At 63.7% G+C, this 12,500-nt stretch carries 15 protein-coding genes; 11 read left to right on the top strand and 4 right to left on the bottom strand.

Annotation, left to right across the window (positions count from 1 at the left end):
• Window positions 1-327: 327 nt before the first annotated feature.
• Both ACR652_RS18995 and ACR652_RS18990 read right to left on the bottom strand, forming a co-directional pair.
• On the bottom strand, window positions 328-759 hold the full coding sequence (locus ACR652_RS18995; protein ID WP_434508041.1) for a hypothetical protein: 432 nt from the start codon (window positions 757-759) through the stop codon (window positions 328-330).
• Between the two features lie 159 nt (window positions 760-918).
• Window positions 919-1,119: a CsbD family protein gene (locus tag ACR652_RS18990; RefSeq protein ID WP_434508040.1), complete on the bottom strand. Its 201-nt coding sequence runs from the start codon at window positions 1,117-1,119 to the stop codon at window positions 919-921.
• Between the two features lie 227 nt (window positions 1,120-1,346).
• On the opposite strand from ACR652_RS18990, the gene ACR652_RS18985 reads away from it, so the two are divergent.
• From ACR652_RS18985 to ACR652_RS18970, 4 genes are all read left to right on the top strand, one after another.
• Window positions 1,347-2,471 carry a hypothetical protein gene (locus ACR652_RS18985; RefSeq protein ID WP_434508039.1) on the top strand — a complete coding sequence of 375 codons (1,125 nt, stop codon included), beginning with the start codon at window positions 1,347-1,349 and terminating at the stop codon, window positions 2,469-2,471.
• A 97-nt stretch (window positions 2,472-2,568) separates the two neighbouring features.
• A complete protein-coding gene (gene folE / locus ACR652_RS18980) occupies window positions 2,569-3,141 on the top strand; it encodes a GTP cyclohydrolase I FolE (RefSeq protein WP_434508038.1) in 573 nt (190 codons plus the stop codon).
• Window positions 3,142-3,318: 177 nt separating this feature from the next.
• A complete protein-coding gene (locus ACR652_RS18975; RefSeq protein ID WP_434493617.1) occupies window positions 3,319-3,624 on the top strand; it encodes a hypothetical protein in 306 nt (101 codons plus the stop codon).
• Window positions 3,625-3,663: 39 nt separating this feature from the next.
• The gene (locus ACR652_RS18970) at window positions 3,664-4,137 is read left to right on the top strand and encodes a hypothetical protein (RefSeq protein ID WP_434508037.1); all 474 of its coding nucleotides are present in this window, start codon (window positions 3,664-3,666) and stop codon (window positions 4,135-4,137) included.
• 38 nt (window positions 4,138-4,175) lie between these two features.
• Here ACR652_RS18970 and ubiB read toward each other — a convergent pair whose 3' ends face one another.
• Together ubiB and ubiE are read right to left on the bottom strand one after the other, a co-directional pair.
• Window positions 4,176-5,738 (bottom strand): 2-polyprenylphenol 6-hydroxylase, encoded by a 1,563-nt coding sequence (ubiB, locus tag ACR652_RS18965; RefSeq protein WP_434508036.1) that lies wholly within the window; start codon window positions 5,736-5,738, stop codon window positions 4,176-4,178.
• 11 nt (window positions 5,739-5,749) lie between these two features.
• Window positions 5,750-6,520, bottom strand: a complete 771-nt coding sequence (gene ubiE, locus ACR652_RS18960; protein WP_434508035.1) for a bifunctional demethylmenaquinone methyltransferase/2-methoxy-6-polyprenyl-1,4-benzoquinol methylase UbiE — start codon at window positions 6,518-6,520, stop codon at window positions 5,750-5,752.
• A gap of 357 nt (window positions 6,521-6,877) precedes the next feature.
• Between ubiE and ACR652_RS18955 the strand changes: the two genes are divergently transcribed.
• The 7 genes from ACR652_RS18955 to ACR652_RS18925 all read left to right on the top strand — a co-directional run bounded on the left by ACR652_RS18955 (window position 6,878) and on the right by ACR652_RS18925 (window position 12,486).
• Window positions 6,878-7,462 carry a L,D-transpeptidase gene (locus ACR652_RS18955; protein WP_434508034.1) on the top strand — a complete coding sequence of 195 codons (585 nt, stop codon included), beginning with the start codon at window positions 6,878-6,880 and terminating at the stop codon, window positions 7,460-7,462.
• An 82-nt stretch (window positions 7,463-7,544) separates the two neighbouring features.
• Window positions 7,545-8,414, top strand: a complete 870-nt coding sequence (mutM, locus tag ACR652_RS18950; RefSeq protein WP_434508033.1) for a bifunctional DNA-formamidopyrimidine glycosylase/DNA-(apurinic or apyrimidinic site) lyase — start codon at window positions 7,545-7,547, stop codon at window positions 8,412-8,414.
• A gap of 70 nt (window positions 8,415-8,484) precedes the next feature.
• On the top strand, window positions 8,485-9,237 hold the full coding sequence (locus ACR652_RS18945) for an ABC transporter ATP-binding protein (protein ID WP_434508032.1): 753 nt from the start codon (window positions 8,485-8,487) through the stop codon (window positions 9,235-9,237).
• Window positions 9,237-10,055, top strand: a complete 819-nt coding sequence (locus ACR652_RS18940) for an ABC transporter permease (RefSeq protein ID WP_434508031.1) — start codon at window positions 9,237-9,239, stop codon at window positions 10,053-10,055. Before ACR652_RS18945 ends, ACR652_RS18940 begins: the two co-directional genes overlap by 1 nt.
• The gene (locus ACR652_RS18935; RefSeq protein WP_434508030.1) at window positions 10,055-10,783 is read left to right on the top strand and encodes a TlyA family RNA methyltransferase; all 729 of its coding nucleotides are present in this window, start codon (window positions 10,055-10,057) and stop codon (window positions 10,781-10,783) included. The genes ACR652_RS18940 and ACR652_RS18935 overlap by 1 nt, the downstream gene beginning before the upstream one ends.
• Window positions 10,784-10,885: 102 nt before the next feature.
• Entirely contained in the window at window positions 10,886-12,016 is a 1,131-nt protein-coding gene (locus ACR652_RS18930; protein ID WP_434508029.1) for a hypothetical protein, read from the top strand.
• Entirely contained in the window at window positions 12,016-12,486 is a 471-nt protein-coding gene (locus ACR652_RS18925) for a CesT family type III secretion system chaperone (RefSeq protein WP_434508028.1), read from the top strand. Before ACR652_RS18930 ends, ACR652_RS18925 begins: the two co-directional genes overlap by 1 nt.
• The last annotated feature ends 14 nt before the right edge of the window (window positions 12,487-12,500 follow it).

The raw sequence follows: 12,500 nt of genomic DNA, 5'->3' as shown, positions 1-12,500 counted from the left end.
CGCCGCCGCCAACAGCGAAGGCATCGAACGTGTATGCATGCTGCACCTGCACAAGCCACTCATGCGCGGAAATGGCCGCAGCAACATTGTATGCCCCAAGCAGAGCCAATGCGGCGCCAGCGCCCCCAACAGCTGCTTTGCACACAGCAATGACAACTAGGAATCTATGCCACGTCATGGGAATGTTTTCGTGTGTTTCTTCTATCATTGTAAGCCCCATTGGATTCAGAACCCAGGAGCATCACAAGCGGGAACTTATTCACGAACGGCAAACTAAGCAAGCGCCACAGTGTCTCATGCTGAGACACATTCCTTTTTATCAATGAATCATGAACTTGCTGGTTTTTGATTGATTGCGATCCAAACTCTGATACCTCGCCGTTTCCCGCTGCTTGCGATGCGCCTCCTTTTTTCCTGCATTCTCAGCGCTTGAACTATCCTGTAGCTGATGGCCTTTCTAAGGACTGCGTCGTTTTCGTCGAATGATTTCGCTCTAATCACAAATAGAGCCAACTCCCGCGTGTCCAACCCTTCCGGCGCTGCCGCAAGCGCCTCGTGACACAGCCGCCCGATCTCAAACCGCTTGAAGATGCGGTTTAGGTCCATGTGGACCGGGAAGACCTCTTGCTCGCCGTTTAGCTCGAACATGCGGAGCGTGGCGTTGACTTGGGCGAGGTCGCGGCGAAGCGCCTCGGTCTTCTTCTCATAGGCGCGGATTGCGGCTTCCATCTCATCGCGCTTGCGGCGCAAGGTCGTCAAAATGTGGGGGTCCGCCATCCGGTAATGGGTAGCAAACGCCACAAAAACCAGCTACTTCGATAACTTGCATCAGCTACATAATACCGCGATTCACGGGCGATCCGCAGTAAAATGAAAGAACGGCAAAGGCGGCCGGTCGCCCCGGCCGCCTGCTTGTCGTCAATGCATTGTCTTCAGCCAGTTGTCGATGTTGCGCTTCGCCTCTTCTTTGTCGATCCCGTATTTTTCCTGGATCTTGCCTTCGAACTGTTCGCGATTGCCTTCCATCTGGTTGATGTCGTCGTCCGTAAGCTGGCCCCACTTCTCCCTAATTTTGCCTTTGAACTGCTTCCAGTTTCCCTCGATCTGATTCCAGTCCATGTGGATCTCCTCATCGTATGGCGGGCCCGGGGAAGCCCGCCCGATGCCCCCAAAACGCGGCGCCCAGGGCGCTGTTCCGGCGGCAGCTGAGCTTAAGCGGCGAATAACCGCCACAATTTATAGTTTCGATTCTGATAGCGAATTCGCTGAACCGGGCCCATCGCAGGATTGGCCTTTTGAGGGCGCCGTCATGGGAGCGGCGCTGGATGTCAGCTAAGTGAGTAGCCATGAACCAACAGGCCGACGACAAGGAACTCAAGGCGGCCTTCGCCGAGTTCAAGGAACTCTTGAAGCGCGAGATGGAGCCGGTCGGCGCTTCCGTGGCGCCCGCGGTGCGCCTTGGGCCCGAAGCGGCCGATGCGCCGCATATCGGCGCGGCGTCGCCGGCGCCGCGCCTCCACCAGGTCGGCGCCGAGAGTTTCGAACCGCCGCCGATCGCCCCGGCGTTCCACGCAGTAGATGATTGGTCGGCGGAGCCGTCCGTCGAGGACTTCGCCCCGGAAGGCGAGACGAGCGGCGGGCGCCGCAAGCTCGTTTATCTCTCGGTCGCGATCGTCGTCATCGGCCTCGCGGGCATCGGGTGGACGCTTTCGGATTGGCGCGCCACGGAGGAGCCAGCGGTCGCCGATATGGCCCTGCCGGCCGAATCGGAGCCGGCTGCCGATCAGGCGGCGCTCGAACCGCCAGTCGCCGATTCGGCTCGAGACGCCGCTGCGGCCACGGTGACTCCGACGACCGAGCAGGCGGAAATAGCGCCGCCGGCCGCCGAGACGCCGGCTTCCGGGACGGCTCCAGCCGCCGCTTCGACATCCCAAGCCACGGCCTCGCTTCCGGCGGTCGCAGATCCGTCACCGGCCTCATCCCCCGAGCGCCTCGAGCCGGTCTCCCCGCCGCCGGCCGCGTCCGCCGCCGTCGCGCCGGTGGCCGCCGCTGCGGGAGCCGCGGTTGCGCCAATCGCGTCGACCGGCGCGGGCGCCGTTTCTCGAATGGCGCCGCCGGCAGCGCCTGATCGAAGCGCGGCCCTGCAGCCCTCGAATCGCTTCGAGCCGCAGCAGCCTGCCGCGCCGACGGCCGTCGCCCCGGTCGAACCCAAGCCCGCCGCCCCTGCAAAAGTTGCTAAGCCCAAGCCCAAGCCGCCGCAGGCGACAGCCAAGCGCGCGAAGCCGCGCAATGCTGCGCCGATGGAGAGCGCGCCGGTCGCCTCCGCCGAGCCGCCCGCGGCTCCCGAGCCTGCGCCGCCACCGCCGCCTCCACCGCAAAACGAAGGCGGCGCCTTTGGCTTCATGAAGCGCACGATCAACTCGGTGGGCTCGACCATCGGCGGCCTCGGGCGCAGCGTGATGCCTCACTGAACGGGCCGATTGCCAAATCCGCCGCTCCGACGCAAGCTATTGCGACGGAGCGGTTTTTCTTCTCGCGCTCCGGCAAGCGGTCGGGAGACTGGAAGGAATGGCCAAGCCAACTCAGGGCGACGCAGAAGCGGCCGTGCGCGTTCTCATCGAATGGGCGGGAGACGATCCCAACCGCGAGGGACTCCGCGATACGCCGGCGCGCGTGGCGCGCTCGTATAAGGAGCTCTTCTCCGGCTACGAGATCGACCCACGGGATTACCTGCAGCGCACTTTCGAGGAAGTGGGCGGGTACGACGAGCTTGTCGTGCTGAAAAATATTCGCGTCGTCAGCTTCTGCGAGCATCACATGCTGCCCGTCTTGGGCCGCGCCCATGTCGGCTATCTGCCGACCAACCGCGTCGTCGGCATTTCGAAGCTCGCGCGGGTCGTTCACGGCTTCGCGCGGCGGCTGCAGATTCAGGAGAAGCTCACGGCCGAAATCGCCGAAGCCATCCAGGACATTCTCAAGCCTGCGGGCGTCGGCGTCGTGATCGAAGCCGAGCATAACTGCATGACGCTTCGCGGCGTCAACACGCCTGGTTCACAACTCACCACCAGCAAGCTGCTCGGCGTCATTCGCGACGATCCGCGGACACGCGACGAGTTTCTCGACTTGACGCGGGGGACTTGAAAGCTTCCTCCCCCGCCATAGCCCGTCGAAAGACCGGCGTCTTTTCAGACGCCCTATGGCAAGGGGAGGGGGCCGCAATCGCGCCGCTCCGCCGCCCCCCGGCGTTCGCCTCTGCCCAGGAACAACTCCCCACGCGTCGCGTTGACTCCCCACTTGCTCGAACCGTCGGAGGCGGCAATGGCGGAGGAACGTACTGTGCAGCAGCGGCAACACAATGGGCATGGTGAAATGACCACCGGCGCGCTCGCCGAACAGGCGGCGATTGCCGGCGAGCAGATGGGCCGGAGCGTTCAGCGCAGGGCCAACGAAGCGATCTCGAGGATGACGGAGCGCGGCAATTTGGCGGCGCAGCGCACCGGCGAAGTGCTCGGCAATTTCCAATCGGCGATCGAAACCTCGGCGCGCTCGCAGCCTACGACGACCGTGATGCTTGCCGCTTTCGCCGGCTTTTTCCTCGGCGCACTGTGGAGGATGGGCAGATAATTCTTTCCTCGCGTGGGGTCGTCAATGTTCGAGCCTATATTGAAGAGGGTAGAAAACGCCGTCGGCGCCAGAATGACGCACCTCTCCGGAATTGCGATGGCGGCGGTTCCGCTCCTCGTTGCTGCAGGCTTCGCAATGGCGGCCGGCGTCTATTGGGCAAATGAAGAGCTGGGACCGCTTTTTGGCAATCTCGCCGTCGCGGGCGTCTTTCTCGTCATTTCGGCCCTTGCGTACGCCTACGCGCGAAGGCGCGAGGAGCAGCGGGAGGCGCGCGTGCGGGAGGAGCTAGAGGCGATGGCCCAAGCCTCGCCGATGGCCGCGATCCTGCGCGCCTTGCAATCTCCGAATGTCTCGGGCGCTTTAGTGGATATGGCGAAGACCGCGGCGCCCAAGGCCGCCGCGTCCGTGCTGCGCTCGGCGCCGCGAAACCTGCCGCTGCTCGTCGGCGCAGGCGTCGGACTGATGGTGGCCTCGCGGCTCGTCGAGGCCTGGACAAACGGGCGGCGGCACTGAGCGCTCCGGACCGTGAGCCGTCGGCTAACGGTCTGGGGTCAGCCGAGCAGCCACGCCGCCAGAATGGTCAGCGCCGTAAGCCCGAGCAGAAGCCGGGCGTCGGACGCCCGCCGCCCGTCGGCCATTGAGGCCAACGCCTGCTCTGAAAGGCCGACGCCCTCATCCACCGCCCGCGAGACCCGTTCGATCGCCCTCTCGGCGTCGGCCAGCGTCTTGGGCAAATGCGTCGCGAGACGCGCGAGCTCCGCAATCGTCTTGCCCGCGTCTTCGATCTTCGCTTTTGGCCCGAGGTTTTCCTCGATCCACGAGCGCACGACGGGATCGCAGGTTTTCCAAATATCGAGCTTCGGGTCGAGCGAGCGGGCGACGCCTTCCGCCACGACCATGGTCTTTTGCAAGAGCACGAGCTCGGTGCGCGTGCGCATATCGAAAAGCGCTGTGACCTCGAAGAGCAGCGTCAAAAGCCGCGCCATCGAAATATCAGAGGCGTTGACCGTATGCAGCGGCTCGCCGATGGCGCGCAGGGCCTGGGAAAACTCCTCGATCGAGTGCTTTGCCGGCACATAGCCCGCTTCGAAGTGCACTTCGGCGACGCGTTTGTAGTCGCGAGTGATGAAGCCGTAGAGAATCTCCGCCAAAAAGCGGCGTTCCTTCGTTCCCAGCCGGCCCATGATGCCGAAGTCGATCGTGACGAGGCAGCCATGCTTATCGACGAAGAGATTGCCTTGATGCATGTCGCCGTGGAAGAAGCCGTCGCGCATCGCGTGGCGCAGGAAGGACTGCAGCACATGGGCGGCGAGCGCTTTGAGGTCGTGGCCTTCCGCAGCGACTCGTTCGAGGTCCGAGAGCGGCGCGCCGTCGATCCATTCCAGCGTCAGCACCTCGCGCGCCGTGCGGTCCCAGTCGACGTGCGGCACTTTGATATCGGGGTCTTTTGCGACATTCTCCGCGAATTCGGAAGCGGCGGCGGCCTCCAGCCGAAAATCGGTTTCGAGCTTCACCGTGCGCGCGAGCGTATCGACGACCTCTATCATGCGCAGGCGGCGGCCTTCCGAAGACCAGCGCTCGGCGAGCCGCGCGACCATATACATGTCTCGCAGATCGCGCGCGAACTGACCTTCGACGCCGGGCCGCAGCACCTTCACGGCGAGCTTGCGCTCTTTCCCCTCATAGAGCGCGGTCGCCATATGCACCTGCGCCACGGAAGCGGCGGCGACCGGCTCGCCGAAGGTAATGAAGACGTCGCCGATCTTTTTGCCGAGCGCCTTTTCGACGATCTCGATCGCCTTGTCGCGGCCGAACGGCGCCATGCGGTCCTGCAGCGCCGTCAGCGCATCGGCGATCTCGCCGCCGACGACGTCTGGCCGGGTCGCGAGGAATTGGCCGAGCTTAACATAAGACGGGCCGATTTGAGAAAGCGCGCGGACCAGCGCCTCGCCGGCGTTTTCGCCCTTGCCCTTGGCGAAGAGATTGGCGAGACGCACCAAAGGCGCGGCGGCGGGCGGCAGAAGGTTGGGGTCGACCGACGTGAAGACGCCTTCACGCGCCAGAATATAGCCGGCGCGCGCCAGTCGCAGAAAATTGCCGGTTGGAAGGAGCATCCGCGGCGGCTCTAGTATTTCCAGCCCGAATGGATCGCGACCACGCCGCCCGTCAGGCGCTCGTAGCCCGTGCGCCGGAAGCCCGCCTTGCGGATCATGCGCTCGAATTCGTCGGCGGCAGGGAACTGCCGGATCGACTCGACGAGGTAACGATAGGGCTCGCCGTCGCCGGCGACGAGCTTGCCCACGACCGGTATGACGTTGAAGGAATAGGCCTCGTAGATCTTGTCGAGGCCGGGCACGTTCACCTGCGAGAATTCGAGGCACAGAAAGCGCCCGCCGGGCTTCAGGACGCGGTATGCCTCTTCGAGCGCGACACCTATGCGCGGCACGTTGCGGATGCCGAAGGCGATCGTATAGGCTTCGAAAGAATTGTCCGGGAAGGGCAGGGACTCGGCGTTGGCCTGGACGAATTCGAGCTTGCCGTCGATGCCCTTCTCGCGGGCGCGGTCGCGGCCGACTTCCAACATGTCGCCGTTGATGTCCAGCACGGTGATCTCGGCGTCGGCGCCTGACTGCCGGGCGATGCGGAAGGCGATGTCGCCCGTGCCGCCGGCGACGTCGAGATGCTTGAAGCCCTTGCGGTTTCGGGCGTCGATCTTGCCCGCGAACGTGTCCTTCCAGAGCCGGTGGAGTCCACCCGACATCAAATCGTTCATCACGTCGTAGCGGCGGGCGACCTTATGAAAGACATCGTCCACGAGGCCCTGCTTCTCGGACAGGGGCACCTCGGAATAGCCGAAATGGGTCGAACCCCCTCGGTCGGAATTGGAATCGGTCATTTAACGCTCGCCTGACTTTCGAAGACGCGGTGGGTATAGCCGCTTGTTAGCGGGATGGCTATGGGCGGGGCCGCTCCGGACCGCGCGCCTTCGGGCGCGCATCTTCTCGAAGCGCCCTGAAGGCTCGCGGTTCTCCAACGGCCCCAACCCATTTTATTTACCAGCGTCGCTTATGGTGAATCACGGTCGGGCCCTCGGTAACCAAGGCGCCCGTGTCACGGCTCGGTAATGCGTCCCATGTTCACCCGGCGTATTTTTTCTCTCTCGCTCTTATCCCTCGGCGCCTCCAGTCTTGCGGGCTGCTACGCCCCGAGATCCTTCCCTGAGCCCGGCGGCTTCGGCTCCTCGGGTCGCGGTTTGACCCGCACGCTGGGGCGACCCAATTACGCTGCGACCTACGCGCCTTATCCGGGAGAGCGTTTTGCGGTCCCCGCCGTCGATTACCGGCAGATCGATCCCAGATTTCTGCGCCAGACCGTCGACTACCCATGGGAGGAGCCGGTCGGCTCTGTCGTCGTCGATCCTGCGGCCTACCACCTCTATTTTGTCGAGGCGCCTGGCCGCGCGACCCGCTACGGCGTTGGCGTGGGCCGCGAGGGCTTCGGCTGGTCCGGCCCGGCGCGGATCAATATGAAGAGGGATTGGCCGGACTGGGTGCCGCCGCGGGAAATGATCGCGCGCGATCCTGAAATCCGCGCCCGTCTCGAGCCCACCCCGCGCGGCCTCGGCGTGAAGGGCGGGCCATTGAGCCCCTTGGGCGCGCGCGCCATGTATCTTTTCGGCGAGGGGCGGGATCTCGGCTATCGCATCCACGGCACGCTCGAGCCTTTGACGGTCGGCTCCAATGTCTCGTCGGGCTGCATCCGCATGATCAACCAGGACATCGTGCATCTTTACACGCGCGCGGCTCTGGGAACGCCCGTGACCGTGCTGCCGACGTAGCGGGCCTGGCCGGTAGACCGCGAGCAGGCTTGCATTATTATAGCGAGCCTGGAAGGTTCGTCCGCCAACGACAAAAAACCGAATGCCGGAACTGCCCGAAGTCGAAACGGTGCGGCGCGGTCTTTTGCCCGCCTTCGCCGGCGCGCGAATCGCGCGCGTCGAGCAGCGGCGCAAGGATTTGCGCTTTCCCTTTCCGCCCGATTTCGCCGCGAGGCTGTCGGGGCGGCGCATTCTCCATCTGGAGCGCCGCGCCAAATATCTTCTTGCCGATCTCGTCGGCGCCGAGACGCTGGTCATGCATCTCGGCATGAGCGGCTCCTTCCGCGTCGACGGCGATATTCAGGGCTTTTTCCATCACCCGCGCGACAAGAGCGCGGCGCATGACCATGTCGTCTTCCATATGGAGAATGGCGCGCGCGTGACCTACAACGATCCGCGCCGTTTCGGCTTCATGCTGCTCGTTCCGACGGCGGAGCTCGACGCCCACAAGCTCTTTCGCGGCCTCGGCATAGAGCCGTTGAGCGAGACGCTTGACGCCGCCTTTCTGGCGCGCGCCTTTCGCGACCGAATAGCGCCGGTGAAGGCTTTGCTGCTGGATCAGCGCCTCATCGCGGGGCTCGGCAATATTTATGTCTGCGAGGCGCTGCACCGGGCGGGAATTTCGCCCTTACTAGGGGGCGACAAGCTTGTGACAGCGGCCGGCAAGCCCACCGCAGCGCTCGCGCGCCTGCCGGAAGCCATCAGAAGCGTGCTCGAAGAGGCCCTGGCGGCGGGCGGCTCCTCCTTGCGCGACCACCGTCAGGCGGACGGGTCTTTGGGATATTTCCAGCATTCCTTCCGCGTCTATGACCGCGAAGGGGCCGCCTGCCCGACGCGGGGCTGCAAGGGGACCGTCGCGCGGACCGTGCAGTCGGGCCGCTCGACCTTCTATTGCCCCGCCTGCCAGAAGTGACGGCCAGGGCGGCGCTCTTGGGCGCCGCGACGCCCTTGCCGGGGCCGTCTCGACAAGCCATAACCCCTCCATGTCCCCTTCATCGCTAGAGCCGGCGCTTTCGGTTCAGGGCCTTTGCAAGACCTATGGCAAGCGTAGCGTCGTCGGGCCGCTCGATTTTTCGCTGCCGCCGGGCTCGGTGACGGCGCTCCTTGGCGGCAACGGCGCCGGCAAGACCACGACGATCGGCATGGTCATGGGGCTCATCGAGCCCACGGCCGGCTCGATCCGCGTCTTCGGCCGCGATCTCTTGCGCGAGCGCTACGAAGTGCTCGGCCGCATGAATTTCGAAAGCCCTTACGTCGATCTGCCGCACCGCCTGACCGTGCGGCAGAATTTGCGCGTCTTCGGCCTGCTCTACGACGTGGCGGGTGTGGATTCGAAGGTAGAGGAGCTCGCCGAGGCGCTGGCGCTGCGCGAGCTTCTCGACCGCCAGACCGGCAAGCTCTCCGCCGGCCAGAAAACGCGCGTCGCGATCGCCAAGGCGTTAATCAACGATCCGCGATTGCTGCTGCTCGACGAGCCGACCGCCTCTCTCGATCCCGACACGGCCGATTGGGTGCGCGCGCGGCTCGAGGCGCATCGCGCTGCGCATAATTGTGCGATTCTGCTCGCCTCGCACAATATGGGCGAGGTCGAGCGGCTCTGCGATCGCGTGCTGATGCTGAAGCAAGGCGCCATCGTCGACGACGATTCTCCCGCCAATCTTTTGGCGCGCTACGGGCGCGACAATCTTGAAGAAGTCTTTCTCGATGTCGCGCGTGGGCGCGCGGGGGCGGCGTGATGGGAGGCGCTTTCTCGGCCAAGCGCGTCGGCGCGATGCTCCTGCGCTACAGCTATCTGCTGCGCGCCTCCTATACGCGCCTCCTCGACATCATCTATTGGCCGCTGGTGCAAATGCTCACCTGGGGCTTTTTGCAGACCTATCTCGTGAAGGCGGGCGCGCTTGAAGCGCCGGGGGGCGCGGCGCAGGTGGCGGGCACGCTCATCGGCGCGATCCTGCTGTGGGACACCCTGCTGCGCGGCCAGCAGGGCTTTTCCTTCTCCTTCATCGAGGAGATGTGGTCCCGCAACCTGCCCAATATTCTCATGAGCCCGCTGCGGCCGGCGGAATTCGTCGTCTCGCTCATCGTGATGAGCATCGTGCGCCTTTTTGTCGGCGTCGTGCCGGTGACGCTGATGGCGCTTCTGTTTTTTGGCTTCAACCTTTGGGCGCTCGGCGTCGCCTTCGGCGCCTTTTTCGTGGTGCTGATGTTCTTTGCCTGGAGCATCGGGCTGTTCGTGTCGGGCCTTCTGCTGCGGCTCGGGCTCGGCGCGGAGAATCTCGTCTGGTCGCTGATGTTCTTCGTGCAGCCGCTCGGCGCGGTCTATTATCCGGTCTCGACGCTGCCCGCCTGGGTGCAGCCGATCTCCTGGACGCTGCCGCCGACCTATGTGTTCGAGGGGCTGCGCGCCGTGCTGATCGATCACGTCATCCGCTGGGATCTCCTGGCGCAGGGGCTCGCCATCGACGCCGTTCTCTTCTCGCTCGCCTGCGTCTCCTTTGGTCTTCTTCTGAAAAGCGCGCGCCGCGCCGGCACGCTGCTGCAGACGGGCGAGTGATGACGGCCAAGCGCGCCGATGTGATTTTGTGCGAGCGCGGATTTTTTGAGAGCCGCGCCAAGGCGCGCGAGGCGATCGAGGCCGGGCTCGTCACCGTCGACGGCCGGCGCATCACAAAACCATCCGCGCCGGTCGCCGATCATGCGGAGATCGTCGCATCCGCGCCCTATCCATGGGTGTCGCGCGGCGGCGTGAAACTCGCCCATGCGCTCGACGTCTTCAAGGTCGACCCCTCGGGCGTGTTCTGTCTCGACGTGGGCGCATCCACGGGCGGCTTCACGGATGTGCTGCTGGCGCGCGGCGCGCGCCATGTCGTGGCTGTCGACGTCGGCCACGATCAGTTGCACGAGAGGCTGCGACGCAATCTCCGCGTGACATCGATGGAAGGTCAGGACGCGCGCACATTGACGCGCGCGCAACTTGCGGAAGCGCCCGCGCTGATTGTGATGGACGCGAGCTTCATCTCCCTGGCTGCGCTTTTGCCAAATGTGCTGTCGCTTGCCGCGCCGGGCGCGACGCTCGTCGCGCTCATCAAGCCGCAGTTCGAAGCCGGCCGCGCGTCGAATAAAAAAGGCGTGGTGCGCGATGAAAAGGTGCACGCGCGAGTCTGCGAGACCGCCCGCCGCGATGTCGAGGCCCAGGGTTGGCGCGTCGCTGGCGTCGTTCCTTCGCCAATCGAAGGCGGCGACGGCAATCGCGAATTCCTTCTTTACGCGGACCGCGTCTGACATCACGCAGCGAAGGGGCCGCCGCGCGTCGTGGCGTCTTGTAACTGTTATGGTTAAGTTTTAGCATGCGGACATCAGGACAGTGTTTCGGGAGACGCCGGCGTGGGCAATATCAATTTTTACACGCACGCGCGCGTGCTCAGCAGGGTGTCCGAGGACACGAAAGTCGGCGCCTCCAACACTCTCTCCAACGCTGTTGCGCAGCTTCGGGAGCGTGGCGTCGCGCGCTCGGATAGCGTGATAACGCTTGCGACCCCCAGACTGGGAGTTGCGGCCAATCCATCCGCCGGTCTCGCCAAGACACTGGGCAAAACGAAAGCGAAGGCCAACGCCATCGCCGCCAATTTCTCGAACCCCGCCGTCAAGACAAAATTCGCCAACCGGCTCGCGGACAATCCCGCCGGCGCGAAAGATCTAAAAAAGCTGCTCCATTACAAAGGCAGACAATCAGCAGCGAGCGCCGGCGCCCGCCTGCAAACGCGCGCCGCTCTTTCGCTCGCTTTCGCGCATGGGGCGAGTTCAGCCGAGCTGAGCAATTTGCGGCAGTTCCTGGATGGCTGCGGTGATGACGTTCGAAGCAACGTCCTGACGGAACTCAACAGCACGCACAGAAACGCAGGCGCGTTCATTGAGAGTCTGCTCGATCCCGATGCGTTCAACCCGGCCAAGGATCTCAATTCAAATGCCATCAACGGGATGTATGGAGTCTTCGAACCGGCCGCGCAGCTTTACATCAATGATCTGTTGGTAGGGCAGAACGTAGACTTGGATTCAACCGCCGGGATGCGGAACGCCGCGATTTTGGGGTCCATTTCATGTTACTGCGAAAATGGTTATGGCTGGATGAATGATGCACTACGTTCAGGTAAAGAACTGCCTGATGAAGAAAAGAACATTATCAAGACGGCTGCATTTGTCCTCGGCCAATTGCCGGATTGGCAAGGCCTGACAATGCGAGGCGCGGATCTTCCGCCCGATGTTGTTGACCGGTATCAGCCAGGCGCTACCGTAACGGAGAAAGCGTTCACCAGCGCCAGCGCAGACGCCGGCTACAAGAGAAATGTCCAATTCATCATCGAGAGCAAGCACGGCAAGGACGTGTCTCACCTATCTGGCAAAAAGGGTGACACCGACGGCATAGAAATCATGTATCGGCCAAACACGCAGTTTGACGTTCTCCACAAGGAGAAGATTGGCGAAATCACCTATATCGTCATGCGCGAGGCCGATTGATGAGCGACGAAGCCCCCAACGATCATGATGGCGCCAAGGACGCGCTCGGTCGGTTGAGCAAGGAGCTCGGCCTGGAGCTGGCGGATGGCGCGCTGTTCATTCCCTTCGACGAGTTTTTCGAATGCATTCTGTCGCCCTCGGCCGGCGGCCGCATCTCGATGGAGATTGCCCTGATCATGGTTGAGGGCGACAGGGGAGGGAACATCTCGCGGCAAGCCTTGAAGCTGAACGCAGACCCCTCTGTGACCGCAGACGGATCAATCTCCCTCGATCCCACGGGCTCGGTCCTGACCCTGAAGGCGTTCACCGCCGCAGATCCCAGAAACCCGGACGCCCTCGGAAATGCGGTCGCTCAGTTCATTGAAGCGGCGCGCGGCCTGATCGAGACATTGACGGGGGAGGGCGGGGACGCGCAACCTTCTCCGCCTGAGACGCCCTTCGATCCCCGTTCCTTCGTTATCAGAGGGTAACAGCTTGTGCTTGC

Origin of the sequence: Methylocystis sp. (assembly GCF_051061225.1) — a bacterium.
Lineage (GTDB): Bacteria > Pseudomonadota > Alphaproteobacteria > Rhizobiales > Beijerinckiaceae > Methylocystis.
This window is presented reverse-complemented; position numbering and strand designations above follow the sequence as displayed.